Annotated in this window: 35 protein-coding genes; 16 read left to right on the forward strand and 19 right to left on the reverse strand. The window is 69.5% G+C overall.

All coding sequences use genetic code 11. The annotated features are described in order from the left end of the window. Nucleotides 1–31: 31 nt before the first annotated feature. Nucleotides 32–289 carry a hypothetical protein gene (locus ITJ64_RS10205; protein ID WP_194680501.1) on the reverse strand — a complete coding sequence of 86 codons (258 nt, stop codon included), beginning with the start codon at nt 287–289 and terminating at the stop codon, nt 32–34. A gap of 205 nt (nt 290–494) precedes the next feature. On the opposite strand from ITJ64_RS10205, the gene ITJ64_RS10210 reads away from it, so the two are divergent. After that, nucleotides 495–1,361, forward strand: a complete 867-nt coding sequence (locus ITJ64_RS10210) for a TetR/AcrR family transcriptional regulator (protein ID WP_194680502.1) — start codon at nt 495–497, stop codon at nt 1,359–1,361. On the opposite strand, the gene ITJ64_RS10215 is transcribed toward ITJ64_RS10210, so the two are convergent. From ITJ64_RS10215 to ITJ64_RS10225, 3 genes are all read right to left on the reverse strand, one after another. After that, nucleotides 1,358–1,627, reverse strand: coding sequence for a hypothetical protein (locus ITJ64_RS10215; RefSeq protein WP_194680503.1), 270 nt, complete (start codon nt 1,625–1,627; stop codon nt 1,358–1,360). The two genes, ITJ64_RS10210 and ITJ64_RS10215, sit on opposite strands and share 4 nt — an antisense overlap. Nucleotides 1,628–1,845: 218 nt before the next feature. Further along, nucleotides 1,846–2,028 carry a hypothetical protein gene (locus tag ITJ64_RS10220; RefSeq protein ID WP_194680504.1) on the reverse strand — a complete coding sequence of 61 codons (183 nt, stop codon included), beginning with the start codon at nt 2,026–2,028 and terminating at the stop codon, nt 1,846–1,848. Between the two features lie 34 nt (nt 2,029–2,062). Continuing rightward, a complete protein-coding gene (locus tag ITJ64_RS10225) occupies nt 2,063–2,545 on the reverse strand; it encodes a pyridoxamine 5'-phosphate oxidase family protein (protein WP_194680505.1) in 483 nt (160 codons plus the stop codon). Between the two features lie 100 nt (nt 2,546–2,645). On the opposite strand from ITJ64_RS10225, the gene glgX reads away from it, so the two are divergent. Both glgX and ITJ64_RS10235 read left to right on the forward strand, forming a co-directional pair. Then, on the forward strand, nt 2,646–4,733 hold the full coding sequence (gene glgX / locus ITJ64_RS10230) for a glycogen debranching protein GlgX (RefSeq protein ID WP_194680506.1): 2,088 nt from the start codon (nt 2,646–2,648) through the stop codon (nt 4,731–4,733). 36 nt (nt 4,734–4,769) lie between these two features. Next, nucleotides 4,770–5,039: a DUF3072 domain-containing protein gene (locus tag ITJ64_RS10235; protein ID WP_194680507.1), complete on the forward strand. Its 270-nt coding sequence runs from the start codon at nt 4,770–4,772 to the stop codon at nt 5,037–5,039. A gap of 27 nt (nt 5,040–5,066) precedes the next feature. Here the strand turns inward: ITJ64_RS10235 and ITJ64_RS10240 are convergent, their stop codons facing one another. Further along, entirely contained in the window at nt 5,067–6,101 is a 1,035-nt protein-coding gene (locus ITJ64_RS10240) for an NAD-dependent epimerase/dehydratase family protein (protein ID WP_194680508.1), read from the reverse strand. A 210-nt stretch (nt 6,102–6,311) separates the two neighbouring features. Between ITJ64_RS10240 and ITJ64_RS10245 the strand changes: the two genes are divergently transcribed. From ITJ64_RS10245 to ITJ64_RS10255, 3 genes are read left to right on the forward strand one after another with little or no spacing between them, the layout of a single operon-like run. Continuing rightward, entirely contained in the window at nt 6,312–6,602 is a 291-nt protein-coding gene (locus tag ITJ64_RS10245; protein WP_194680509.1) for a hypothetical protein, read from the forward strand. Next, a complete protein-coding gene (locus ITJ64_RS10250) occupies nt 6,602–6,781 on the forward strand; it encodes a hypothetical protein (RefSeq protein WP_194680510.1) in 180 nt (59 codons plus the stop codon). Before ITJ64_RS10245 ends, ITJ64_RS10250 begins: the two co-directional genes overlap by 1 nt. Beyond that, the gene (locus ITJ64_RS10255; protein ID WP_194680511.1) at nt 6,778–7,047 is read left to right on the forward strand and encodes a GlsB/YeaQ/YmgE family stress response membrane protein; all 270 of its coding nucleotides are present in this window, start codon (nt 6,778–6,780) and stop codon (nt 7,045–7,047) included. Before ITJ64_RS10250 ends, ITJ64_RS10255 begins: the two co-directional genes overlap by 4 nt. Before the next feature lie 63 nt (nt 7,048–7,110). Here the strand turns inward: ITJ64_RS10255 and ITJ64_RS10260 are convergent, their stop codons facing one another. Further along, nucleotides 7,111–7,416, reverse strand: coding sequence for a hypothetical protein (locus tag ITJ64_RS10260; protein ID WP_194680512.1), 306 nt, complete (start codon nt 7,414–7,416; stop codon nt 7,111–7,113). A 57-nt stretch (nt 7,417–7,473) separates the two neighbouring features. Here ITJ64_RS10260 and ITJ64_RS10265 point away from each other — a divergent pair, with 57 nt between their 5' ends. Beyond that, nucleotides 7,474–7,848 carry a hypothetical protein gene (locus ITJ64_RS10265; RefSeq protein WP_194680513.1) on the forward strand — a complete coding sequence of 125 codons (375 nt, stop codon included), beginning with the start codon at nt 7,474–7,476 and terminating at the stop codon, nt 7,846–7,848. 27 nt (nt 7,849–7,875) lie between these two features. On the opposite strand, the gene ITJ64_RS10270 is transcribed toward ITJ64_RS10265, so the two are convergent. Beyond that, a complete protein-coding gene (locus ITJ64_RS10270) occupies nt 7,876–8,061 on the reverse strand; it encodes a hypothetical protein (protein ID WP_194680514.1) in 186 nt (61 codons plus the stop codon). A 190-nt stretch (nt 8,062–8,251) separates the two neighbouring features. On the opposite strand from ITJ64_RS10270, the gene ITJ64_RS10275 reads away from it, so the two are divergent. From ITJ64_RS10275 to ITJ64_RS10285, 3 genes are all read left to right on the forward strand, one after another. Then, the gene (locus ITJ64_RS10275) at nt 8,252–8,767 is read left to right on the forward strand and encodes a hypothetical protein (RefSeq protein ID WP_194680858.1); all 516 of its coding nucleotides are present in this window, start codon (nt 8,252–8,254) and stop codon (nt 8,765–8,767) included. Nucleotides 8,768–8,867: 100 nt separating this feature from the next. Further along, nucleotides 8,868–9,857, forward strand: a complete 990-nt coding sequence (locus ITJ64_RS10280; protein ID WP_194680515.1) for a MauE/DoxX family redox-associated membrane protein — start codon at nt 8,868–8,870, stop codon at nt 9,855–9,857. A gap of 86 nt (nt 9,858–9,943) precedes the next feature. Next, a complete protein-coding gene (locus ITJ64_RS10285) occupies nt 9,944–10,849 on the forward strand; it encodes a helix-turn-helix domain-containing protein (protein ID WP_194680516.1) in 906 nt (301 codons plus the stop codon). Here the strand turns inward: ITJ64_RS10285 and ITJ64_RS10290 are convergent. Together ITJ64_RS10290 and ITJ64_RS10295 are read right to left on the reverse strand one after the other, a co-directional pair. Beyond that, entirely contained in the window at nt 10,821–11,147 is a 327-nt protein-coding gene (locus ITJ64_RS10290) for a PqqD family protein (protein ID WP_194680517.1), read from the reverse strand. The genes ITJ64_RS10285 and ITJ64_RS10290 overlap by 29 nt on opposite strands. Beyond that, nucleotides 11,144–11,467 (reverse strand): hypothetical protein, encoded by a 324-nt coding sequence (locus ITJ64_RS10295; RefSeq protein ID WP_194680518.1) that lies wholly within the window; start codon nt 11,465–11,467, stop codon nt 11,144–11,146. Before ITJ64_RS10295 ends, ITJ64_RS10290 begins: the two co-directional genes overlap by 4 nt. Nucleotides 11,468–11,651: 184 nt before the next feature. Here ITJ64_RS10295 and ITJ64_RS10300 point away from each other — a divergent pair, with 184 nt between their 5' ends. Together ITJ64_RS10300 and ITJ64_RS10305 are read left to right on the forward strand one after the other, a co-directional pair. Then, nucleotides 11,652–12,173 carry a hypothetical protein gene (locus tag ITJ64_RS10300; RefSeq protein WP_194680519.1) on the forward strand — a complete coding sequence of 174 codons (522 nt, stop codon included), beginning with the start codon at nt 11,652–11,654 and terminating at the stop codon, nt 12,171–12,173. Between the two features lie 313 nt (nt 12,174–12,486). Next, nucleotides 12,487–14,121 carry an ATP-dependent DNA helicase RecQ gene (locus tag ITJ64_RS10305; RefSeq protein WP_370545130.1) on the forward strand — a complete coding sequence of 545 codons (1,635 nt, stop codon included), beginning with the start codon at nt 12,487–12,489 and terminating at the stop codon, nt 14,119–14,121. Between the two features lie 74 nt (nt 14,122–14,195). Here ITJ64_RS10305 and ITJ64_RS10310 read toward each other — a convergent pair whose 3' ends face one another. Together ITJ64_RS10310 and ITJ64_RS10315 are read right to left on the reverse strand one after the other, a co-directional pair. Continuing rightward, nucleotides 14,196–14,618, reverse strand: a complete 423-nt coding sequence (locus tag ITJ64_RS10310; protein WP_194680520.1) for a hypothetical protein — start codon at nt 14,616–14,618, stop codon at nt 14,196–14,198. Continuing rightward, nucleotides 14,615–14,998, reverse strand: coding sequence for a hypothetical protein (locus tag ITJ64_RS10315; protein WP_194680521.1), 384 nt, complete (start codon nt 14,996–14,998; stop codon nt 14,615–14,617). The genes ITJ64_RS10310 and ITJ64_RS10315 overlap by 4 nt, the downstream gene beginning before the upstream one ends. 100 nt (nt 14,999–15,098) lie before the next feature. Between ITJ64_RS10315 and ITJ64_RS10320 the strand changes: the two genes are divergently transcribed. Further along, complete coding sequence (locus ITJ64_RS10320) at nt 15,099–15,815, forward strand: hypothetical protein (RefSeq protein ID WP_194680522.1); 717 nt, start codon at nt 15,099–15,101, stop codon at nt 15,813–15,815. Here ITJ64_RS10320 and ITJ64_RS10325 read toward each other — a convergent pair. Both ITJ64_RS10325 and ITJ64_RS10330 read right to left on the reverse strand, forming a co-directional pair. Further along, nucleotides 15,812–16,585: a hypothetical protein gene (locus ITJ64_RS10325; RefSeq protein ID WP_194680523.1), complete on the reverse strand. Its 774-nt coding sequence runs from the start codon at nt 16,583–16,585 to the stop codon at nt 15,812–15,814. The genes ITJ64_RS10320 and ITJ64_RS10325 overlap by 4 nt on opposite strands. Continuing rightward, the gene (locus ITJ64_RS10330) at nt 16,582–17,172 is read right to left on the reverse strand and encodes an RNA polymerase sigma factor (RefSeq protein WP_194680524.1); all 591 of its coding nucleotides are present in this window, start codon (nt 17,170–17,172) and stop codon (nt 16,582–16,584) included. Before ITJ64_RS10330 ends, ITJ64_RS10325 begins: the two co-directional genes overlap by 4 nt. 134 nt (nt 17,173–17,306) lie before the next feature. On the opposite strand from ITJ64_RS10330, the gene ITJ64_RS10335 reads away from it, so the two are divergent. After that, complete coding sequence (locus ITJ64_RS10335; protein WP_194680525.1) at nt 17,307–18,518, forward strand: LCP family protein; 1,212 nt, start codon at nt 17,307–17,309, stop codon at nt 18,516–18,518. Nucleotides 18,519–18,773: 255 nt separating this feature from the next. Further along, complete coding sequence (locus ITJ64_RS10340; protein ID WP_194680526.1) at nt 18,774–20,084, forward strand: HNH endonuclease signature motif containing protein; 1,311 nt, start codon at nt 18,774–18,776, stop codon at nt 20,082–20,084. A 53-nt stretch (nt 20,085–20,137) separates the two neighbouring features. On the opposite strand, the gene ITJ64_RS19135 is transcribed toward ITJ64_RS10340, so the two are convergent. After that, nucleotides 20,138–20,263, reverse strand: coding sequence for a hypothetical protein (locus ITJ64_RS19135; protein ID WP_255524902.1), 126 nt, complete (start codon nt 20,261–20,263; stop codon nt 20,138–20,140). A 439-nt stretch (nt 20,264–20,702) separates the two neighbouring features. On the opposite strand from ITJ64_RS19135, the gene ITJ64_RS10345 reads away from it, so the two are divergent. Beyond that, the gene (locus tag ITJ64_RS10345) at nt 20,703–20,942 is read left to right on the forward strand and encodes a hypothetical protein (protein ID WP_194680527.1); all 240 of its coding nucleotides are present in this window, start codon (nt 20,703–20,705) and stop codon (nt 20,940–20,942) included. Between the two features lie 330 nt (nt 20,943–21,272). Here ITJ64_RS10345 and ITJ64_RS10350 read toward each other — a convergent pair whose 3' ends face one another. The 5 genes from ITJ64_RS10350 to lepB form a co-directional block, all read right to left on the reverse strand. Beyond that, nucleotides 21,273–21,770 carry a hypothetical protein gene (locus tag ITJ64_RS10350; RefSeq protein ID WP_194680528.1) on the reverse strand — a complete coding sequence of 166 codons (498 nt, stop codon included), beginning with the start codon at nt 21,768–21,770 and terminating at the stop codon, nt 21,273–21,275. A 75-nt stretch (nt 21,771–21,845) separates the two neighbouring features. Then, nucleotides 21,846–22,295, reverse strand: a complete 450-nt coding sequence (locus ITJ64_RS10355) for a hypothetical protein (protein WP_194680529.1) — start codon at nt 22,293–22,295, stop codon at nt 21,846–21,848. Nucleotides 22,296–22,539: 244 nt separating this feature from the next. Continuing rightward, nucleotides 22,540–23,301: a twin-arginine translocase subunit TatC gene (tatC, locus tag ITJ64_RS10360; protein WP_194680850.1), complete on the reverse strand. Its 762-nt coding sequence runs from the start codon at nt 23,299–23,301 to the stop codon at nt 22,540–22,542. An 89-nt stretch (nt 23,302–23,390) separates the two neighbouring features. Then, the gene (gene tatA / locus ITJ64_RS10365; protein WP_194680530.1) at nt 23,391–23,693 is read right to left on the reverse strand and encodes a twin-arginine translocase TatA/TatE family subunit; all 303 of its coding nucleotides are present in this window, start codon (nt 23,691–23,693) and stop codon (nt 23,391–23,393) included. Between the two features lie 44 nt (nt 23,694–23,737). Continuing rightward, nucleotides 23,738–24,463 carry a signal peptidase I gene (gene lepB / locus ITJ64_RS10370; protein ID WP_194680531.1) on the reverse strand — a complete coding sequence of 242 codons (726 nt, stop codon included), beginning with the start codon at nt 24,461–24,463 and terminating at the stop codon, nt 23,738–23,740. Nucleotides 24,464–24,513 lie beyond the last annotated feature (50 nt).

The following is a 24,513-nucleotide window of genomic DNA, read 5'->3' on the forward strand; positions in this document are numbered from 1 at the left end:
AGACGGGCTAATGATCTCGGGATCTCACCCTTCACGCAGCGGCGAGCACGCTCTCGCTCACCCGCACCGCGGGGGCGGTCTTCAGCATCGCGGCCGCGGCCGAGAGCGACAGGGCCTGGCCGGCCTCGACGGCGCGGTCGTAGCGGGTGCCCGAGAGGGCGACGTACACGCGGCCGGCGCGCTCGACGAAGCCGAGGAAGGTCTCGCCCGAGACGACCTCGTAGAGGCCCTCGTCGCGACGGCTGACGTGATAGCTGATCCCCTGTGAGATGAGTTCCATGCTGGTCATGAGCGCCGCCCTCCGTGTTCCCTCGTGTCGAATTACTACTAGACAGACTAATTAGTAGTTGCCCGAACGCAACGGGGTTGACGGGGCGGGTCAGGATTGATACACAAAAGAGTCGCTCTCGGGCACTGCCGACGGATTGTCACTACTCTGGAGCACAGATGTCGGCTCGATGCCTGAGCCGACGACCTGACCCGGGGGTTCCAGTGTGACGGAAACAGTCGACGGCGCCCGCCGTGCGGGCGAACCCGACTCGCAGCGGCCGCGCTCCCGCATCCCCGCCGCCGAGGTGCGGCGGCGGGTGCTCGACGTGGCGATGGAGCGCGTGGAGGGCATCGGCCTCACCATCGGCTTCGAGCACATCGTGATGGACGACCTGATCCGCGAGGCCGGAGTGCCGCGCAGCTCCACCTACCGGCTGTGGGACTCGAAGGAGGCCTTCGTCACCGAGCTCCTGATCGAGATCGCGCGGGAGACGTCGAACAAGCTCACCGACGACGAGACCCTCGAGCTCAGCGAGCGCATCCTGCTGGCCCACATCGACGAGCTGGCGGATGCGCGGCAGCGCCAGCAGGTGCTGTACGAGGTCATCCGGGTGGCCCTCGAGCACAACTACCGCGCCGTGATCGAGTCGGTGGCCTGGCAGTCCTACGTCGGACTCTCCGCGACCCTGCTCAGCCACCTGGACTGGCCCGCCCGCGCCGAGATCGAGCGCGCCCTGCTCTCGGGCAGCGCCGAGTTCGTCGAGCGCATGGCGGAGTTCCACCGGCAGTTCTCGGCGGTGCTCGGCTATCGGCTGAAGCCCGAGTGGGAGGGCGACTACCGCCCCTACGCCACGGTGATCTCGGCGGTGGTCGAGGGGCTGGGGCTCCGGCACCTCGGAAACCCCGCCATCGTCGACGCCCGCTACCGGGGGCCGGCGACCATCACCTCCGACGACCCCGACTGGGCCCTGCCCGCCATCGCGCTGCTCGCCGTGTTCGAGCGCTTCCTCGAGCCCGACCCCGACTACGACTCCGCCGCGGTGATCGCGTCGCTGAAGGAGCGGGCCGGAGAAGCCGGCGCCGGGCACTAGCGTCGCTGCTCGTTGAGCACGCTCGGCACGGCGTTCGCCAGCGCCGTGCGATGGCACTCGCGGGCCGCGTCCTCCAGCGTACCGAAGTAGCCGGCGCCGATCAGCTGCCGGGGCTGCTCCCAGGTGACGGCCCGGAAGGTCCAGACCGTTCGCTCGCCGACCCGCACCGGCAGGTGCCGGATCTCGGCGAAGGGCTGGGTGGTGCCGGGTCGTGGAAAGATCCACGAGTTCGCGTGCAGGGTCTGAACGGGGTGCCAGTCGGCCAACGATGCTCCTCTCGAGAAGCACGCCGGCCCGCGCACCACCGATGGTAGTGCGCGGGCCTGACATTCGTGGCCGAGGGGCCGCCGGCTGCGCCGGCGCCCTGCGGATCAGCCGGAGGGGTTCTCCACCGGGCTGCCGCCGGGCTCGGTGCCCGTGTCGGGGTCGACCGTCTCGGGGTCGGGGACGTCGGTGTCGGGCTCGGTGCCGGGCTTCGCGTCGGTCATTCCGTGTCTCCGTCCTGGTTCCCGCTGTCCTGGTTTCCGCTGTCCTGGGCGCCGCCGCCCGAGACCGTGTCCTCGCCGGGCTCGGAGGTGCTGCCGTCGGAGCTGGAGCCGTCGGGCAGGTCTTCGGCGCGGTCCTTCTCGGACTCGCTCACGTCGGTGGATCCGTCTTTCGCGGTCATCGTCGTCTCCTTACTGTTCGGTGGTGGGGGTCGTTCAGAGGTCGAGCTTGGCGTTGTCGCCGCCCTCGTAGGGCTCGCCCGTCACCTTCGACTTCACGAAGCTGAACAGGGTGGCCACGCGGCCGCCGGGGCTGTCCCAGTACTCGGCGCCGTCGGCGGTGAACTTCAGCAGGCGCACCTCGGGGTCGTCGGGGCCGTCGGGGAACCAGGCCTCGAGCGTGGAGCTCCACAGCTCCTTCACCTTGGTCTGGTCGGCGACCTCGGCGGCGGTGCCGGTGAGGGAGACCCAGCTGTCGTTCGAGCTCAGCGTGACGCCGGCCGTCGGGTTCACCTGGAGGTTCTGCAGCGCCGAGGCGTGGGCGCCCACGATGAACCAGAGGTCGCCGTCGAACTCGGCCTCCTGCACGGTGAGCGGATGCGCGACCAGGCGGCCCTGGTCGTCGACCGTGGTCAGCATCGCGAAGCGGAAATCCTTCACGAGGCCCGCGAGGGTCTCGGTGTCGCTTTTCTCTGTCATGTTCGCGACCGTACTGCTGTTGGCGGTTTTCGGCTCGCGTGTCTCACTGGGAGAGCACCTCGCATCGCGAGTCCCGCCTCCCGAAGAGAACCAGGATCTCATGCCCGACTCCCGCTCCCTGCCGTACCCGCTCGGCATCAGCTTCATCGACGGCCGCGCGAACGCCGCCGTCTACAGCGAGACCGCCGACGCGGTCTACGTCTGCACCTTCGCCGACGACGGCACCGAGACGCGCACGATGCTCGAGCAGCGCACGGGCCACGTCTTCCACGGCTTCGTCGACGGCATGGGCGTCGGCACCCGCTACGGCCTGCGGGTCGACGGCCCCTGGGCCCCCGAGCAGGGCCTGCGCCACAACGTGCACAAGCTGCTGCTCGACCCCCACGCCACCGCGATCGAGGGCGGCTACGACTACTCGAAGAACGAGACTCTGTTCGGCCACGAGCTCGACGACCCCGAGACGCTGAACGAGCAGGACTCGGCTCCGGCGAGCCCGCGCTGCGTGGTCACCACCGGTCCCGACGGGCCCGACTTCGACTGGGGCGGCGACCGTGCCCCGCGCATCCCGCTGAGCGAGACCGTCGTGTACGAGACCCACGTCAAGGGCTTCACGATGAAGCACCCCGAGATCCCCGAGAACGTGCGCGGCACCTACGCGGGGCTCGCGCATCCGGCCGCCCTGAAGCACTTCACCGACCTCGGCGTCACCTCGGTCGAATTGCTGCCCGTGCACCAGTTCGTGCAGGACAGCCACCTCGAGGAGAAGGGCCTGCGCAACTACTGGGGCTACAACTCGATCGGCTTCTTCGCCCCGCACAACGAGTACGCCACGGGCGGCGCCGACTCCGCCGGCGGCCACCAGGTCGACGAGTTCAAGGCGATGGTGAAGTCGTTCCACGAGGCGGGCCTCGAGGTCATCCTCGACGTGGTCTACAACCACACCGCCGAGGGCAACGACCTCGGCCCGACGCTGAGCTTCAAGGGCATCGACAACGCCTCCTACTACCGTCTGGTCGAGGGCGACGAGCAGCACTACTTCGATACCACCGGCACCGGCAACAGCCTGAACGTCAGCCACCCCGCCGCGCTGCAGCTGATCATGGACTCGCTGCGCTACTGGGTGACCGAGATGCACGTCGACGGCTTCCGCTTCGACCTCGCCACCACCCTCACCCGGCAGGGCGGCGACGCCGAGCTGCACAGTGCGTTCCTCACGCTGATCCAGCAGGACCCGGTGCTCGCCCCGGTGAAGATGATCGCCGAGCCGTGGGACACCGCGGGCTACCAGGTCGGCGGCTTCCCGGCCGGCTGGTCGGAGTGGAACGGCAAGTTCCGCGACGACGTGCGCGACTTCTGGAACGGCGCCGACACCGTGCTCGGCACCGTCTCGCAGCGCATCCTGGGCTCGCCCGACGTGTACGAGGCCTCACGCCGCTCGCCGCTGTCGAGCATCAACTTCATCACCGCGCACGACGGCTTCACGCTGCACGACCTCACCTCGTACGCCTCGAAGCACAACGCCGAGAACGGGGAGGACAACAAGGACGGCGAGAGCGACAACAAGTCCTCCAACGGCGGTGCAGAGGGGCCGACCGACGACGACGCCGTGAACGCGCGCCGTGACCGCAAGCGCCGCAACCTGATGGCCACGCTGCTGCTCTCGGCCGGCGTGCCGATGATCCTCGGCGGCGACGAGCTCGGTCGCACCCAGGGCGGCAACAACAACGCCTACTGCCAGGACAACGAGGTGTCGTGGTTCGACTGGGACGCGGTCGACCTCGAGCTGTTCGAGTTCACCCGGGCGCTGCTCGAGCTGCGGCGGGAGAGCCCGGCGCTCCGCCCCGAGTGGTTCCGCCACGCACCCGACGCCGACGTGCCCGACGAGATCGCGGGCGACACCGTGGTGCTCGAGCGCAGCGACGGCAAGGAGTTCGCCGACCACGACTGGGACAACCCGAACGCCCGCACCATCACGCTGGTGTTCGAGCACGAGGGGGACGACTCGTTCGCGCTGCTCCTGAACGCGGCCGAGAACGGTGTCGAGTTCCAGGTTCCGGATGCGCCCGGCGCCGAGTGGGAGCTGGCCCTCTCGAGCGACCCCGAGCAGCAGGTGGTCGCCCCGGTCACCACGCTGATCGCCTCGGGCGGCTCCTTCACCCTGCTCCGCTCCCGTACCGCCGTGAATTGAGTGCCGGGTGATCGGGGCAGGCGTACGGTGACGGCCATGAGCGATCAGAGCAACATCGAGGAATCCGTGGCAGGGGCGGCGCCCGAGGGCGAGACCCTGGGCGGCACCCATCCCGACCCCGACAACACCGCGAGCAAGGACCCGAGCGACTGGGTCACCGGCGACGAGCCGATGACCGGGCCGCAGAAGAGCTACCTCGACACCCTCGCCCGCGAGGCGGGGGAGGAGCTCCCGGCCGACCTCACCAAGGCGCAGGCCTCCGAGCACATCGACCGCCTGCAGAAGAGCACCGGCCGAGGCCAGTGACCCCGGCCGGTCCCCTCCGGGGGCCGGTCAGAACGCGCGCCGGGCGCCCCCCTCGCCGAGGGGTGGCGACCCGGCGTTGCCGTGCGCGGAGGCGAGCCCGCCCAGGAGCTCGGCGAGAGCATCCGGAGCCGACACCGTCGGGGCCCAGCCGAGCACCGCGCGGGCCCGCTCGGTCGACATCAGCGGCACCGTGGTCGCGATGTCGAGCCAGCCCGGGTCGGACGGCTGCACGCGGAGCTTCCAGCTCGCCCACATCAGAGCGCGCACCACGGCCGCGCGGATGGGCACGGCGCGGCCGCCGAGCGCCGCGGCCAGCACGTCGGGCGAGACCACGGGTTCGGTGGCGATGTTGAACGCCCCGCCCGCCTGCCGCTCGATGGCCCGCCAGAAGGCGTCGGCCACGTCGTCGGCGTGCACGACCTGCGAGATCAGCTGCGAGGGCAGGGTGACGACCGGCAGCCGCAGCCGGCCCAGCAGCCGCCGCGGCACGAACGGCCCGGCGAACAGCCGCGCGATCTCGGAGGAGGCGTCGGCCTGGAAGACGAGGCCCGGCCGCAGCCGGGTGACGACGGTCGACGGGTTCGCCCGTTCGAACGCGTCGAGGGCGCGTTCGTTGATCGCCTTGTGCCGCGAGTAGTGCGAGCTGGGCAGTCCACCGGTCGGCCACTCCTCGTCGACCCGGCGGTACTTCGGGCCCGGGCTGTAGGCGCCGACCGACGAGGCCACCAGAACCTGGGGCACCCCGGCGTCGGCCGCGGCGCCGAGCACGGCCGCCGTGCCGCGCACGTTGGTGCGCCAGAGCAGGTGCTCCAGGTGGTTGGGCTGCAGGGCCCAGGCCAGGTGCACGACGGCGTCGGCGCCCTGGAGGATGCTCGTCAGCCGGCGCCTGGCCGTGTCGTCGCCCACGTCGACGGCGTGCCAGCGGAGCCCGGCGTACGGCTCCGTCTCGTCGGGGATGCGGCGGGCGACGCCCACCACCTCGGTGGCGGCGGGGGCCTGGGCGAGACGGCGGAGCAGAGCGGTGCCGAGATTGCCGGTCGCGCCGATGACGACGATCTTCACGAGGAGTCCTTCCGGAGCGGATTCAGGGCTGTGCGAACCAGCATCGTCCGGTTGTCCGATTATGGGAGTACGAGTCTCAACGGATTCTCGCTAACCTCGACGCAGGTCGGGCGGCGGCGCCGACCGTTTCGGGTACTGTCGGCGCCGCGCCCCACCGTTCCTCTTCACCTGCCCCTTTGCTGGGAGTCCTCACAGGAGTAGGCAGGAGGTATGAGCGACACCGATTCCGACGCGCTCGGAGCAGACACACTGCCCGATGTGGATGTTCAGAAGGGCGACCTCGGCGACGAGGACCTGACCCGCAAGGACATGACATACAGCCCCTCGAGCGGTCGCGAGACCGAGGAGCTGCAGCACGAGGCCGGCGAGTCCGCCGCCCTCGACGACCCCGACATCGATGCGAGCCGCGTCACGTCGCTGCCCGGCACGGGCGGCCCCGACGACGTCGGCGAGATCGACATCGAGGGTGCGGAGATCAACATCCCGCACCGCACGAACTGATGCCTCCACGCGACGAGGACAAGTCCTCGATCGGCGAGCGGCTCACCGGTGAACGTGATCCGAAGGATCCCGACGGTCTGCTGACCGTCGACGACGTCACCCCTCAGACGGAACCGGCAGACAGCATTGCCGGGGACGAGTACCCGACCATCCCCGAACACAAAGGAATCACATCATGAGCTTCATCGCCTTCCTCATCCTCGGCCTCATCGCCGGCGCCATCGCGAAGCTGATCCTCCCGGGCCGTCAGGGCGGCGGCTGGTTCGTCACGCTGCTGCTCGGCGTCGTCGGCGCCCTGCTCGGCGGCTGGCTCGGCGGCCTGCTGTTCGGTGCGAACCTGCAGGACTTCTGGTCGATCCAGACCTGGGTCGTCGCGATCGTCGGCTCGATCGTCGTGCTGCTGATCTACGGCCTCATCTTCGGCCGCAAGGGCAGCCGCGCCTAACCCGACTCTGAGGCCGCGCACACCGCGACCCCGAACGACCGCGACGGCGGCCGGCTGACCTGTTCAGCCGGCCGCCGTCGGCGGTTCGGCCACCAGCTGGATGTCGCCCTTGTTGGCCGTCTCGGCGATCGCCGCGACCCACTGCGCGTTGATGGGGTGCCGCTCCGCGGTGTCGAAGCGGAAGCGCAGCGCGGTGTGGGGGTTGATCCAGATCGTCTCGCGTCCGCTGCCCTGCGCCTTCGCCACGGTCCAGCTCAGCGCGCACGACTCGGCTCGCCGCAGTTTGCCGATGATGACGATCTTGAGATGCGCGAGCATCCGGTCGTCGATCTCGATCTCGAAGTCGCCGCCGTAGATGAGTGTGCCCACGGCCCCATTATGCGCGCTCGACGAGCGCCCACCGCACGTTCGGGGCAGGCTTGGGCCATGAAGCGAATCACGTATGCCGGCGAGACCGTCCTGACCTCGGACGAGGTGGCCACGGCGCTCGTGGAGCTCACCGCTGCCCTCGCCAAGCGGGGCCTCGCGGAAGCGGTCGTGATCCCCATCGTCACCGCCTCGGGGCGGCTCGACCGCTCGGCCGAGCTCGTGGTCGGCATGGGCAACGACGTGCTCGCCGTGCCCGACGACTTCGAGGGGGAGGAGCCCGACTTCTCCGCCGAGGCCGAGTCGCTCCGCGCCCATATCCGGTCAGTCACCCCGAACCGGTCGAAGGCGGTGCCGGTGCAGCAGTCCGAGTCGGGCCCGATCGACGACTTCGAGCTGGAGCTGGGCGCGGTCGGGGACCTGAAGCCCCTGTAGACCGACCCGGTCGCCGAACCCCGCCGCTTACGCGATCTCGGTCAGCGCCTCTTCGGGCGACTCGAACGGTCCGAACCAGGCCTTCCCCGTGTGCAGGTGCGCCAGCTTGGCGTGCCAGCCGTCCTTCATGCGGTAGAGCCGCGCGATCGGCTGCGTGACGTCACCCGTGTGCACGAGTGCGCTCTTCTCGTTCTCGAATTCGATGGTCCCCATGCAGCAACGATAGACACACCTCGGTTTCAGGCGGGTAAACAGTTCGCGACGTGACCTGCGCGACAAAGGCGGTCACCGGAACGACAGAACGACCCCTCCCGCTTCATCCCGCTCCACCCCCCTCGAAATGCTGATCCAGCGGTCGCCGAAGAGCGTCGCCGCGATCCGGAGAACGTCTCGAGGGGGACCCATGCTGCAGAACAAGAACACGTCGATCGACGCCGAGAAGGGGCTCGACCGCCGCACCGTCATGAAGGGCGCCGCCTGGTCGGTTCCCGTCATCGCCCTGGCCGTCGCCACCCCGGCGCACGCCGCCTCGATCGTCGACGTCGGCGCCTTCGCGCTCCGCGGCACCTGCGGCACCCTCGGCCTCCTCGGTCCCGGCTTCACGCTGCAGGCCGGCCCGACCACCCCGCTGCCCGTCGGCACCACCGTCACCATCACCGGCTCGGGCGTCGCCAACATCGGTGTGTTCTCGGTCACGGGTGGCACCGCCACGGTGAACGTGCTCTCGGGCACCAGCCGCCAGATCACCCTGACCGCCGCCCTCCCGGCCGGCGCGACCATCGCGTTCAGCACCACGCTGTCGATCTCGGTCGCCTTCCAGCTGAACGCGGTCGCGACGCTCCCCACCGGCTACTCGGGCACCGGCGCGAAGACCGCGGGCAATGTCAGCAGCACGCTGATCCTCTGCTCGGCCAACTGACCCACCCCGTCCGGCGCTCGGCGGCGGCCCACTCGGGTCGCCGCCGGGCGCTCCGCCGTCTCTGCGGGTGCCGTCGCCCGCTCCGGAGGAAGTCCCGTCGATGACCGCTGCCGCCGCCGCCCTCGCCCTGACCCTCGCCGCCGTGCTGCTCGTGAGCGGCACCCTCAAGCTGCTGCCGCGCGGCCGCCTGACCACGGATGACCTGGCCGAGCTCCTGGTCCCGGCTCCGCTCCGGCGCCCCTGGTTCACCGCGGCCCTCCCCGCCGCCGAGCTGCTGCTCGGCCTCGCCATGCTCGTGGCCCCGGCCCCGCTGTTCACCGTGGCCGCCATCGCCACCGTGCTGCTCACCCTCGCGTTCACGGTCGTGGTGGTGCGCGTGCTGCTCCGAGACGACCGGGTCGACTGCGCCTGCTTCGGGATGCTCCGCACTCCCCTCACGCTCGCCACCGCCGGGCGCAACATCGCCCTGGTGCTCGCGGCCGCCGTGGTCTCCGTCACCACCCACCAGGGGGCGGTGCTCACCCTGCCCGCCCTCGCGCCGGACGGCTGGACCGCCTTCTTCGCCACCACCACCGCCGTGCTCGCCCTGACGGCCCTTCTGCTCGCAGCCGCGCGCCGCGCACCGGCCGCCGAGCCGACGCCCCCGGCGACCGGCCGCGACGGCACCGCCTGGCTCGTGCCCGACGTCGAGGTGCTGGCCGACGGGGAGCTGGTGCCCCTCGTCGAGCTGGCCCGCGCGAAGCCGCTCCTCCTGGTGCTGCTGTCGGCCGACTGCCACGCCTGCGAGCGGGTCGCGCCGCAGCTCGCGGGCTGGCGGGAGCGGTTCGGCGGGGCGGTCGAGGTGGCCGCGCTCACCTCGGACGACGCGGCGAGGCTGGCGGCCGCGCATCCGCTGCTCGACGCCCCCGTGCACCGGGGGGCCCGGGCCGTGATGACGGCGGCCGGCATCCCGGGGTACCCGTCGGCCCTGCTGCTCGGCACCGACGGCACCGTGGCCGGCGGCCCCGCGGTCGGTTCGGTCGAGGTGGAGGCCCTCGCGACGACGATCTCCGACGTGCTGGCCGCCGCCTCACCCGTGGCATCTCGGTAGTGATTGCTGATGCGTCCGGGGCCGGTGGGCGTTTGAATGGTGAAGTGGCTTAGCGATCAACGAGTGTCGACGCAATGGGGGTAGACATGGCTCAGAACGCGCAGAACGCGCCGAACCCGTCGACGTCGTCGAGCGCTTCGACGATGGAGTCGCTGCGTCGGCAGCGCGCCGTGGGGGAGCGGGGCGCCCGCTTCGGCCAGACCGAGCTCTCCATCCTGCGGGTGCCTTCCGGCGGCACCCCGGTGCGCAAGATCTGCCGCCCCGACGAGATGGCGGTCGAGGTGATCGTGCCCCTCGGCGGCGCGATCATGGTGCGCCCCGAGAGTCGCGACGAGCGCGCGGTGCGCGCCGGTGAAGCGCTCTATCTGATCGGCTGCCGCCGCTACGCCGCCTACGCCCTCCGCGGTGCGAGCGCCGTCACCCTCGGGCTGCCCTTCTCGGCGGTCGACGAGTACATCGACCGGTCGAGCACCTCACCCGTGCTGGTGCAGAACTCGGCCGTGCTGACGCCCGCCACGTCGTTCCTCGGCACGCTGCTCGAGGGCGGCGACGAGCTCGACCGGCTGTCCAGCTACTTCGCCGAGAAGCTGATCTGGGAGATGGTCGCCTCGGTCTACCTCGAGGGCAAGGGCGTCGGTGCCGCCGAGGCGCCGAACACGGGTATCCTCGACCGGGCGATGGCGCAGATCGCCGCCTACCGCACCGACCGCTCGCTCACGCCAGAGGCGGTCGCCCGCTCGCTGAACGTATCGATGCGCCAGCTGCAGCGCGTGTTCGCCTCGACGGGGTCGACGCCGTCGCGGGAGATCCGCCGGCAGCGGGCCGAGCTCGCGGTCTCGATGCTGCGCAGCGAGTCGTTCGGGGTGCTGAACGTCACGCAGATCGCGCACCACAGCGGCTTCAGCGACGCCGCCGAGTTGCGACGGGCGCTGGTGGCCTTCGGCTACCCCTCGCCGCGAGAACTCAGAGCGGGTGTTCCGACGCCTCGATGAGGTGCCGCTCGACCAGTTCCGCGAGGAACGAGGTCACGTCGGCCTGCACCGCGTCCGGCTCGATGCCGAAGCGCTCGGCCACCGCGGCCACGACGCCCTCGGCGCCGTCGTCACCGTGCTCATGCACCGCCGTCCAGATCGCGGCGGCGGAGCCCTCGAGCACGAACGGCACCGCGCCGACCTCCGCCAGGTCGAGCACCGCGATACGCCCGGCAGCAGCGGCGCCGGCAGCTCCGCCCGCGCCCTCGTCGTCCGAGCTGTGCCACGCGACGTCGGGCCCGATGCGGTAGGTCGTCACTCCTCCACTCTATCGACGCCCGTCACGCCCTCCCGGGCGGCCGAGACGTCGATGAACTCCCGCAGGTCGGCGACGACCTCCTCGGGAGAGCGCCGGGTGGCCAGCGCGAGATGGCCGGCCAGCCACGACAGGCAGACGACGGATGCTCCCACCACGTCCCCCGCATCCGGAGCCGCACCGCCACCGATCAGCTCGGCGAGCGCCGTGGTCATGGCCCGTGTGTTCTCGTCGGTCGTGGCGTCGCCGCTCTGCGACACCACCGCGTCGAGCAGGAGCATCGCGGCGCGCGCACCGTCGGCCGGCATACCGTTCTCGTTCATCCTGGACCCCCACAGTCTCGGTTGAGCGTATTAACCCGCCTGAAGGCAGGGTGTCAACCCTATCGATCTCAGTAGTGGCGAGCCCGGCGATGACAACGATGACAGTGTAAGTTCCGTAGTGCGTCAGTAGTCCCTGGAGGAGACCCGACTTCCCCACTGCCTGGGCGCATCCTGATGGAGAACCATGACCCCGAGTTCCCCGAGCGATCCGAGCGATCGCTCTCCGCACGACCAGGCCGTCGCCGAGACCGCGTCCTGGGTCTCCGGCGTGGTCGCGCGCTCGCGCAGCGCCGCCCGCCCGGTGCCCGGCATCGTCGCGCCGCTCGAGTTCGTCGTCGACTTCGCCGCCAACAGCCAGGCCGACGCGGTCAGTGTGTCGATGGCGAACGGCACCGTCGGTGTCGCGCCCTGGGCCGCCGACGCGTCCGGCGTCGTGACGATCAGCGTGCGCTGGTCGAACGGCTTCGCCCTGGCGGGCCTGGAGGCCGGCAGCGAGATCGACGGCTGGACGGTGGCGGCCGTCGCCGCGGGCCGCGCCGACCTCGAGCATCCGTCGCTCGGCCGGGGCGAACCCGCCGTCGCCGTGCCCGCCCTCACGCTCGTGAAGGCCGGCGCCCCCGACGGGCTCGACGAGATCACGGCGCGGGTGTCGGGCACCTCCGACTACTGCCGCGACTTCACGATCCGCGGCTGGTCGCGCGCCTGACCTGCCCCTGGCAGCACGCGCCCGGCCAGCACAGCGCGGGCATGAAGAAGGCCCCTCACCGGATCGTTTGGGGTTCACCGGCGAGGGGCCGCTACGCACTCGCAGCGATTGGGTGACCGCTGTAGCGAGACGCCGTCGAATCCTCAGACGTCATCGGGTCCGACTCCTCCACCATAGGCGTGTCGCGCGGTGCGCCAACCGTCTGTCGCTTATATCACCCGCAGTCTCACCCTTGGCTCACCCGCCCCCCTTCGGGGGACGCGCCGAGACCCCGCTGTGGTGGCCGGCGGCGGCGGAAAGCTAGGGTGAGGGCGTGCAGAGCGAGCTGGTCGACCGCATCGAGGACGTCGCCCGCCGCGTCTTCGGCTGGCCGCAGCTGCGGCCCGGTCAGGCCGAGGCGATCGGAGCCGTCGCGGGCGGCGCCGACGTGCTCGCCGTCATGTCGACGGGCTACGGCAAGTCGGCGATCTACCAGATCGCGGGCCACCTGCTCGAGGGCCCCACGGTGGTCGTCTCGCCGCTGATCTCGCTGCAGCTCGATCAGGTGCGGCACATCGACGAGCGCACCGGCACGAACGACGCGGTCGCCGTCAACTCCTCCCAGTCGAAGCGCTCGAACGCCGCCGCCTGGAGCGCCGTCGCCTCGGGCGAGGCCGAGTTCATCTTCCTCGCGCCCGAGCAGCTCGCCCGTGACGAGGTGATCGACGAGCTCGGCACCCTGGGCGTCGGCCTCGTGGTGGTCGACGAGGCGCACTGCGTCTCGGCCTGGGGTCACGACTTCCGCCCCGACTACCTCCGCCTCGGCGGCATGATCGACCGCCTCGGCCGGCCCCCGGTGCTGGCCCTCACCGCGACGGGTTCCGCCCCCGTGCGCGAGGAGATCGTGCAGAGACTGCGGATGCACGACCCGGTGCTCTTCGTGCGTGGCTTCGACCGCCCGAACGTGCACCTCGCGGTCGAGCGCCACGAGAGCGAGCACGAGAAGGCGCGCGCCGTGCTCGCCGAGGTCGTGGCGGCGCCGAAGCCGGGCCTCGTCTACGTCGCCACCCGGGCGGACACCACGACGACGGCCGACGAGCTGGCGCAGGCGGGCATCCGCTCGGCCGCGTACCACGGCGGTCTCGGCGCCACCGGTCGTCGAGCGGTGCACGAGCTGTTCCAGGGCGACGGCGTCGACGCCGTGGTGGCCACCTCGGCGTTCGGCATGGGCATCGACAAGCCGAACGTGCGCTTCGTGGTGCACGCCGACATCACGGATTCGCTCGACTCCTACTACCAGGAGGTCGGTCGCAGCGGCCGCGACGGCGCCCAAGCGTGGGCCACCCTGCACTACCGCGAGGAGGACCTGGGACTCCGCCGCTTCTTCGCGGGCGGCCGGCCCGCACCCTCCGACGTCGAGGCGATCATCCGCTCTCTGGCCGTCGACGACCCGCGGATGCTCGTCGCCGTCGCCGCCCGCAGCAGCCTCTCGCCCCGCGCCGCCGGCACCCTGGTGAACCTGCTCGTCGAGTCGGGCGTGGCCACCGAGGACGCCACGGGCATCGCCCTGGCCCGCCCGATCGACCCGTCGGACGCGGTGGCCGCGGTCGAGCGCCTCGCCGACCAGCGGCTGGACATCGAGGAGTCGCGGCTGGCGATGATCCGCTCGTACGCCGAGACGACCCGCTGCCGCCGTCAGCTGCTGCTGGCCTACTTCGGCGACACCCTCGCGGAGCCCTGCGGCAACTGCGACACCTGCGACAGCGGCAGCGCCTACCGCCCGCCCGTGCCGTCCTCGCCCGGCCTGCCCGTCTTCGAGAAGTCGCAGCGCGTGCGCCACACCCTCTGGGGCCCGGGCGAGATCGTCAGCGTCGAGCCCGACCGCGTCACGGCCTTCTTCGCGACGAAGGGCTACCGCGTGCTCTCCCTCGCGGCGATCGCGGCCCACGCCCTCCTCGCCCCGGCCTAGCAGTATCGCCCAGGGGCATCAGTCACGTGGCTGATGGGTGGCTCCGCTCCGATGGTGTTGTGAGGCCGACATCGTCACGAGAGCTCCTCCTGAACCTCCGCATCCCGCAGCCGGCGCAGCGCACGCTGATGCAGCTCGAGGTTGCCCGCGCCGAGCACGAGGAGAGCGACCGCGTAGGCCAACTGCCCCCAGTCCTGCCGCACGAGCGCGAAGATCGCGATCCCCACCATGCCCACGGTGAGCACGCTGCCCACCACCTGCATCACCCGTGCCCGCCGCAACCGCTGCCGCAACGACGGCGTGACATCGGGCGGCCACGGCTCATCCCACGACCGCCGAACCAGCCACACCCACCCGACCGACAAGAGGATGCTCGCCCCCACCAGCACGACCGCCCCCACGATGCTCCACGGCGGCACCGCCAGCAGCAGCCCCCCGACCACCGCGACGACCCCGGCCCCACCCACCGCGTCCCACCCGGCCGCCCGCGGACTCACGCCCCCACCCCGCCCGCCCGCGCCGTAGTGGGCCGAGCATCCTCGAGCCGCAGTGCCCCCACGACCAGCAGTGCGAGCCCCCCGAATGCGAGCCCGTAGATGATGATCGTCACGGGCCAGCTCCCGCCGCTCACCGTGGCCACCCCACCGATCCCATCGGTCCAGGTGCACGACCGCCCGAGCGGGAACATCGTCAGCTCACCGGTCACCGTTCCCTGCGCGACGTCGTTCAACGGCAGCGGCGACCACGGCCCTTCGCTCGCACAGTTCGCCCCGGCCCCGCCGTCGTGCAGGTTCACGAACACCGCGCCCACCCACATGAGACACCCCACCGCCAGCGCTACGACCCCCACCGCGACAGCCGACCACGCGCGCCTCATGCCCGCACCCTACGCCCAAGTCGACACTCGTCGCCCATTCCCAGCGACCCCCGCTAGCCTCCCTGCACCGCCCCCGCCGTCGCAGTGAGAGGACAGACCCATGGGCACAGCCCCCATGCACTTCACCGGCTACCTCCCCGAAGACGCCCCCGGCCCCCGCATCGCCCAGGCCGCCAAGGCGCAGACACTCCCTGTCCCGGTCATGGGCTTCACCCCCCAACCGACCCTCGACGACGTCCACCTCGAGAACACCGAGACCGGCGGCGGCAGCATGACCGTCGGCATCAGCTACACGCTCTGGCGCAACCCGACCGACCGCTCCGACCCGGTCAACCTCGCCGACCTCGACCCCGAAGCCCTCCGCTCCCTCGAGCAGCCCTCCCCGCACCCGCGCCCAGCCTGGCTCCTCGAACTGGTCGAGCGGATGCACTACCCTCTCCTCTGGGAAGCCGTCCGCACCACCTGGCACCAGACCCCGACCGAGTTCTCGTCCCCACCGACCCTCCTCGTGGCCCACGCCCACCACATCCTCCGAAACGGCTTCCGCGCCGAGCTCGGTCTCGCCCCCGGCTCCACCGACCGAACCCCCACCCACCCCGCGCACTCGGCCGCCCTCCTCACCGAACGGGCGGTCCGCCCCCGCCCGCCCGTCGACGTCGACGGCACCCCGCGCGAAGCCCTTGAGATCGACACCGACCCACTCATCTACGCCCTGGCCGTCCCCCTCACCCCCACGTCCACCCTCACGGCAGTCGTCCCCCGAGCCGACCTCCCACACGTCACCCTCTCCTTCGCCCGCCGAACCCTCTTGCCCTAGCAAGTGATGGTGACCGGAGGCGAGTCGGTCCCCGGCATGATGATCTCCCCGATCACCGTCGTCCCGTCGGACAGGTAAACGGGTATGGAGCGATCGAACCGATTGGCGCCGTTGATGAAGTCTTGCGCTTCGTCCCAGGTCATCCCGGTGGGACCGCCAGACTCCATCTCGTCGGCGTAGGCGTACCCGCGCAAGCAATTGGTGGCCGAAACCGGGACGAGGTCAGGATTGTCCAGCCCCTTCGGCGCACCGTATGTCTGGCCCGCGTCGTTGACGCCCCAGTCCGTCTCGATCGTCTTGGAGTAATGCGCGGCAATTGACCATTCAACGTCAGGGGACGTCTCAATCGTCACCGTCGACGGGTCGCCCACGGTGAGCGGCACGACTCCCCATGACAGGGTGTCGGTCGTGTCGTCCGTGCACAGGAAGGTGTCAAAATCACGGAAGTCGAAGGCCCCGGGGCTGAGGCACGTGACCGTCATCTCGATCCCGTTCGCACCCTCCGGTACCGGGCCGAGGTCGAGCGTCCCGGTGCCGACGAACGTGCCGGACGCCTGTTCGCTGAACTCGGTGACGATGGGCGTCCCAGGTGGGGCGGACAGCTGTGCCACCGCTACTCCCGCTGTTCCCGTGATGCCGAGCAAGGCCGCCGCGGTCACGCCGAGCCACCACCGCCGTCTGGTGGAGGGCTTCTTCCCCGACGCGACAGATTCCAGCAGCACCACGCGCAGGGCGTCGGCGTAGTCGGGCCTCACCTCTATGTCGTTCATGATCGATTCCCTTCGGCAGCGAGTCGGTGGGTGGCAGAACCGCTCAGATCGGTCCGGAGCCTCGCTTTGATGCGCGAAAGCCGTGTCCGCGCGGTGCCGACCCTGATTCCGAGCACATCCGCCGCCTCGGCGATCGCGTAGTCCTCGATGACGACCAAAGCGAGCAACCCCCTGTCGACGGCCTTGAGCGAGCCGATCGCATCCTTCAGATCAGGATGGAGCTCATTCGACGCGAGAAATGCTTCCTCCTCGGCGGACAGTCCCGGCGGGTCATGAGGAACTCGACCCAGCAGATGTCGGTAGCGCCGGGCCGCCCGCTGCAGATTCATCGCCGTGTTGGTGGCGGTGACCAGCAACCACGGCAGGATGGACCCGTCCGTCTCCCGCACAGCATCGCGCTTCCGCCACAACTCCAAGAAGACGGTGCCGAGCACGTCCTCGGCGTCGGTCCGGTCGCCCAGCACCCGGAACGCATGCCGGAAGACTCGATCCCGATGACGGTCGAAGAGTGCTCCGAAAGCCGCTTCGTCTCCCGCCCGCGCACTCGCCCAGAGAGCGAGCTCCTCCGATTCCCCGTGATTCCCCATACCCTGTCATGTCCTCACACCCCGTGATCGTTACAGACTGCCGCACTCCTCGGTGAGAGCCACCTACCCACCCCCGATTCAGCCCCCGACCATCGCCATGTGGCAAGATGACCCGGATCGACCGGGGAGACGACATGCAGATGCACCACGCCAGACGGCCGACCCCGTCACCCGTTTCTTTCATCCTGAAGTGGGTCGCCGTCGCAGCCGCCGTAGCCCTGATCAGCGTCGTCTCGATCACCGCCTACGCCGTCACCAGCGTCACCCAGCAGTTCAGCTCGAACGCCGTCGACATCGGCAACTCGACCGCCGCCCCGCCCGCCCCGCCGCCCTTCCTCGGCGCCTACGAGGGCGGCTTCAACCTGCTCGTCGTCGGCACCGACAACGACCCGAACCAGGGCGTGAGCTTCGGTGAGCGCGACGCCACCCTGAACGACGTGAACATCCTGCTGCACGTCTCGGCCGACCACCAGAACGCCGTCGTCGTCAGCTTCCCCCGCGACCTCGTCATCCCGCAGCCCGAGTGCACCGACCCCGAGACCGGCACCGTCTCCGACGAGAGCAGCGGCGAAGCGCTCAACGACGCCTGGGGTCGCGGCGGCCTGGCCTGCACCGCGGCCACGATCTCCGGCATCACCGGCGTCGACATCCAGTACGCGGCCGCCACCTCCTTCGACGGCGTCATCGAGCTGACCAACGCGGTCGGGGGAGTCGAGGTCTGCCTCACCGGCGACATCGCCGACACCGATTCGGGGCTCTACCTGCCCGCCGGCCGCACGGTCATCCAGGGTCAGGATGCTCTCGCCTTCCTCCGCAACCGCAAGGGTGTCGGCGACGGCAGCGACCTGTCCCGAATCGGTTCGCAGCAGCAGTACCTCTCCTCACTGCTGCGCAAGATCAAGAGTGAGAGCACCCTCTCCGACATCACCAAGGTCTACGGCCTCGCCCAGGCGGCGGCGCAGAACATCAAGCCGTCCACCTCGCTGCAGAGTGCCGACTCGATGGTCTCGCTGGCGCTCACTCTGAAGGACATCGACCTCACCAAGGTCGTCTTCGTCTCCTACCCCGTGGCCGAGTACGTCAACGACCCGAACAAGGTGCAGCCCGTGCCCGAACTGGCCGACGAGCTGTTCTCGAAGATCCTCGCCGACCAGCCCTTCACCCTCAGTCCCGACTCGGCGCCCACCGGCTCGGCCGACGAGGGCGAAGCCGCTCCTGATCCGGCACCCACCGACGCCGCACCCCCCGCCGACGCCGTTCCGACAGACTCGGCGGCCACCCCCGAAGTCATCGAAGGCCTCTCGGGTCAGAACGCTGCAGAGGAGACCTGCGCAGTCCCCAACTGACCCCGGCGCGGTTCTTCTCGTAGGACCGACCTCGTCGCCAGCGCTCACTCGACGACCCAGCCACACCGTCTTCGGCAAGCGCGTAGCGCGCGGCAGCCATGTCGGGTGCAGGCCGTGTCTCGGCTGCGACCAGGATGCTGCCGCGCGCTCCGCGCTTGCCGACGGATGACCATGGTCGGCTAGTCGAGAAAGCCAGATCAAGCAATGAATTCGATTGATTTCGCACCCTACGGGGACTAGAATTGAGCCACGCTCATGAACGCATCAGTCATCTTCGAACCGGTCTCCACCGACGCCACCCCGTCGGTCGTCGAGACGCGCGAATCGTTGCTCCGCGGCATCGGTGCCGACGCCGACGCGGTGGCCGTCATCCAGCGCGAGCAGGCCGTTCTCGACGCCCGGGCAGTGCTGCATCTGGCCGCTGCGGCTCGCAAGTCGACCTGGTTGGCGAAGCTTCCCGATGGCTCCCTCGAGCACGCGCGCCGATCCCTGGTCGCCGAGGTCGCGACGACGCTGGGCCTGCCCGAGTCGACAGCCGCGCAGCGCATCGACGATGCCGAGATGCTCTGCGAATCCTTGCCGGTCACCCTCGACGCGCTGACCCGTGGCGACCTGACGTACCGCCACGCACAAGCCGTCGTGCGCCAGGCGCGATCGCTTCCCGAGAGCGCCCGGGGCGAGTTCGAGGTCGTCGCCCTGGCGAACGTGCACCGCCAGACCCCGACGCAGCTGTCGACCCACGCTCGAGTGGTTCGCGAGCGGATGCACCCTGAATCGATCGACGTGCGCCACCGTGAAGCCCGCGAAGAGCGTGCCGTGTGGCTCGAGAAAGAACGCGACGGCATGGCGACCCTGGTGTGCCACCTCCCCGCCGTCGCGGCGACGGCCATCGACGACACCCTCGACCAGCTCGGCCGGGCCTTGCGCGCTCCCGATGAGACGCGCACCCACGCCCAGCTCCGAGCCGACTCGCTCGTCGAACTCCTCCTCCACCGCGACGGCGACAGTGACGTCGTCACTCGAGCGCGCGGGATCACGGCCAACATCGCCGTCACCGTGCCGGTGCTGACCCTCCTGGGCCGCTCCGCCGAGCCGGCTGAGCTCCACGGCTACGGCCCCATCGATCTCGACACCGCCCGCGAGCTCACCGCGGCGGCCCCGTCGCTCCTGCGCATCCTCATCGACCCGATCACGAGCCAGCGTCTCTCGGTGGGCCGCGACCGCTACAAGGTGCCGGCCGATCTCCGCGCCGCCGTCATCCTCGACGACGAGACCTGCCGCTTCCCCGGCTGCACGCGCAACGCCGACCGCTGCGATCTCGACCACGTCCTCGACTGGGCCAAGGGCGGCGACTCCAGCCTCGCCAACTTGGCGGCCCTCTGCCGCCGCCACCACACCCTGAAGCACCAGACCGACTGGACCGTCACTGCAGCCCCGAACCGCGCCCTCCACTGGACGTCCCCCTCGGGGGCCCGCCACATCACCGACCCACCACCTCACGGCCCCGCCCCGAGTCCGCCCGCGCGCCCTGCACTACAACATCTCGCAGACGACCCGCCCTTCTAGCCCGAAGTCGCGTCGGCGAATGTTCGTGCTGTAGTGATTCAGCGAGCCTGTTCTCAGCCCCCGTCGGGTGCCGGCCGCTCGAGCTCGGTGTGCAGGTGCTCGAGGGGGAACTCCGTCACCGCATCGACCCCGTCGAGGATGACCTGCCAGTGCTCGTCGGCGCCAGGCCCTACGATCACGCCCTCCCGCCCGGTGGCACGAACTGTGAACCGTGTTCCCGGCAACTTGCGGTGCGGCGCGATGCTCCTTTTCCGAGGTCAGGTCCAGCCCAGGCGATCTCCGGTTACGGTACCTCGATCGGCTCCTGCCCGCCGCCCTTTGATCGCGCGCCCGCGCGATGCTATGCGGGTCGCCCAGTAATGCCTTAGACACCATGGCGTGCTCTTTCACACCCTCACCGCAACCGTCCCCCGCCGCTATCGATCTCGGACCCCGCAGGCACCCTTGAAGTGTTGGTCGGCGACGGGGTGCAACAGCGCGACACGAACCGCGGCCCAAGTACGTCATGGCCGAAGACTCGCCTCGAAAGGACTCGCCCAGGGCCCTTGATGGCTGGCTGAGCGGCCCGTGGTCGGACTGCCGTCCGGAGACTCGGACCTTTCCACTTATCGTGGTCGGGTGGTCCCCACCGTTGTAGCGCTGATAGTTGGCCCCCTTGCCTGTGCGTCCGGCGTTCTCACCATTTGCTTTCGCCATCGGCTGACGGACTGGCAGAACTACATGTATCGAGAGTTCGGCTGGAATCCGCGCGGCAAACGGCAGGACCTCACGGTGACCGGAATGACTGTCATCGGCAGCGTTCACCTGTTGATCGGAGTGTCGTTGCTGATCAACGCTCTGATCCGGTTGTCGTCGTGACATGGTGCGCACTGCGGTTGCGAACTCGCAGGGCGAACGAATGCTGACCATCGGTATCCGCTTGGGCTAGTTCGTGCCGATACGAGTTTGCGGCGGTTTCATGGCGGGGTAGTGGCTTGGCGATAGGTCTCATTCAGGAACCCCAGCAGGCTTTGCCCTGTCGGCTTCGGCTAGAAGGACGTGCTGGAGGGCCCGAGTGAAGTCGCGCTAAGTGATGGAAACAGGCCCGCTCGTCTTCACCGAGCTAAGCGGCCCAGAGAGACTCTCGGCCTGGGGGCTCGAAGTCTCGTGCCCTCAAGTGCAAGAGGTCTGCCGGCCAGCTCATCGAGGTCAACGCAGGATCTCCACCATCAGCACCCATGCGTTCACGATCGACACGATGAAGATCACGATGAACCCGGCCGCCACATGGAACAACCCGTCCGGGTTGCCCGTCATGAGCAGCACGCCCCCGACGAGCACACCCGAGAGCTGACCGATCCCGAGCACGATCGTCGGAACTTTGAGAGCGAACCGTGGCCCGTCGTGGCTCCGCAGCATCCGCACCGCAGCATCCACCTGGAACCCGAGCGCGGCCGCCGCGAACGCCACCAACTCGATGCCCAACATCTCGGCGCTCTGCGAGGGGATGAGCATGGCCATCGACGACACGAGAATGACCGCGATCGACGCGATCGTCGCACCAGCTCGCGCAGGCAGCGCCGACCCGGCGATGATCTGCTTCACGTTCACCGACACGGCGACGATGATCAACCCCGCGAGCGCACCGGCGGCCCCCACAGTCGCCGCCGCGAAGTCGTGCCACCCCTCGAGATCCACGCTCGTCATGGGGGAAGCGTAGCGAACCATGAACGCGAGAAGCGGGCCGGTTTGATGTCGAACCGGCCCGCCGCAGCGAACGGACTAGGCCGCGTTGACCGACACGTCGACGGTGTCGTCGTACTTGACGCCGTCGGGTCCGGTCCAGAACGCCTGAATGGCACCCAGGATGCCGGGCTGCGCGTTGGCTGCGAAGGTGACGCCGACTCGTGCAGCACCTTCTCCATCCGTGGTGGCGGTGTTCTCGTTCATGGTGAACGGGCCGGACACGTAGACGAACGACACGACCTGTCCGGCGACCGGGTTGCCCTCGGGGTCGGTCCTCACCCGTGCGCCGGGGCGGAAGTCGTCGACGAGCGTCTCGCCGGGGTTGCCGGTCGCCGAGATGCCGGCGAACGTGTACTTCGGGATGGGCGTCTCGCTGGCCGCGGCGAGGGGCGTCGCGACGGCGACAGCGATGACGGGGACGGCCCAGGCCGACCCGGCCAGGACCTGACGTCGGGAGATTCCGGGCGCGCTGATGTTCTTGCTCATTCGCATTCTGCTTTCGGATCGACCGCCCCTGATGGCGCACGGCGCGGCCTTGGGGTACTGGCCTCAGGTCACCGGCGCGGGCGGAAGTCACCAAGCTACGGCGGGCAGGATGCGATAGGTACCGCCTCGGCGGGTGGTGTTGCGAGTGGGGTGCACGCCCGCTTGGGGGGTTTATGGGCGGTGAGCAGAATCACCCCAATCCGATACCCTCGCCGCTACGAAATGCGGCGACTCGGGTGATGGTTCAGATGACGTCGAGACCCAACTCTGCATCGATTGCGCGATTCTTCTTCGCCACGCGACGGTCGTGAAGATACGCGATGCCGGCTGCCCCGAAGTACAGCAGCACCATGGGAATCGCGAGCAGGAACATGGACATGACGTCGGCCGCCGGTGTGGCGATCGCGGTGAAGAGCGTGATCACAAGAATGGCGATTCGCCAGGACTTCAGGATGGCCTTGGCCGTCAGCACACCGGCGAAGTTCAGCAGCACCAGGAACACCGGCAGCACGAACGCGATGCCGATGGCGAGCACCAGCTTGAGTACGAAGTCGTAATAGGTGCGGGCCGAGATCAACGCGGTGGTGTCTTGAGGCGCGAATCCGGTGAGCAGCACGACCATGTGCGGCATCACGAACCAGCCCGCAGCACAGCCGGCGAGGAACAGCGGCACGGCGGAGAGCACGAAGCCGACTGCGTACTGCTTCTCGCGTCGCTTCATGCCGGGCACCGCGAACGCCCAGATCTGGTAAAGCCAGACAGGCGACGAGATGACGACGCCCACGGTGAAGGCGATCTGAATACGGAGATCGAACGCTGACGAGATGTCAGTGAAGTTCAGCGAGGCAGTGCGCCCCTGCGCATCGGAGAGCTCCTGGATCGGCACGGTGAGCGCCTGCAGCACGGCATCCGACAGGATCCAGCCGACGACCATGCCGACCACGATGCCGAGCGCCGCCAGGAAGAGCCGCTTGCGCAGTTCGATGAGGTGCGCGCCGAGCGACATGCGCCCGTCGGCGGGGCGCTTCGATCGAGGCTTCTTCGGCGCGCGCTCGTCGCCCGAGCGCGAGCTCCGCGCTCCGATGGCGACCATCGTCAGTTTTTGCCGGAGTCGGGCTCGCTGCGCGCCGCGTCGGAGTGAACCGGCGTCACGCGCGGCGTCTCGAGCGGGGGAGCGACATCGGTCGTCGTGGCGGACGGTGCGCTGGGCGCGGGCGGCGTCGTGTCGACCGCGTCACCCGGCTTGTCGTCGTCGCGCAGTCCCTTGGTCTCCTGCTTGAAGATGCGCATCGACTGGGCCAGCCCCTTCGAGAGGGCGGGAAGCCGGGTCGCGCCGAACAGCAGCAGGATGACCACGAGTACGACGATCAGATGCCAGCCGTTGAGATTTCCGAGCATGAGAGGAGCCCCCTAGTGGTTTTGGTCGAGTGTACCCGGCGCAGTCATGAGACTGCTCCGAGTCGGGTGAACGGAAAGACGATGCTGAAGACATGGCCCACGACGCCAGACCGGTCGACGAGCCGCACGCACGTAGCGGTCGTCGGAGCGCCACGGCACTGAGCGATCGAGTCACTCGACGCTGAGCGATGATCGCCGAGTACGAAGTACTGGTCATCGGGCACGGTGAACGGGGTGAAGCAGCGCAGCGATGCCGGAACCGTCGAGCAGTCGAGCACTCCGGCTTCGAACGGCAGATCGTCGAGGATGTAGGGCTCGTCGACTGCGGCGCCGTCGACCGTTATGCGCCCCTCGGCATCGCAGCACGACACCGTCTCACCCGGCCCGGCGATGACCCGTTTCACCAGCACGTGATCGTTGGTCGGTCCGATACCCACCAGGCCACCGACCCATTTCGCGGCGGCCTTCAAGGGGTTCGTCTCCGGCGGTGGTGCCGGTTCCCAAGCCGTCGAAGCATTGAACACGACGACGTCACCGTCGACGGGTCCACCCCCGAGGTAGGCGAGCCGATTGACCAGGATGCGATCCCCGACCTCGAGCGTCGACTCCATCGACCCCGACGGCACCGAGTACAGCCGCACCAAGAACGTCTGCACGAGGGCGAGAACGACGATCGCGGCCACCAGATTCACGAACGGATTCCGCGCCAGTCGACGGACGAGTGACGGCCCGCCGGAGGCGCCAGTAGGGGAGTCAGAGAGGGCGGTCACAGCGCTCACCTTAATAGAAGGAGTGGCTCGATCTCCTATCGGGTTTCTTG

The organism is Herbiconiux sp. VKM Ac-1786 (assembly GCF_015350805.1).
GTDB lineage: Bacteria > Actinomycetota > Actinomycetes > Actinomycetales > Microbacteriaceae > Herbiconiux.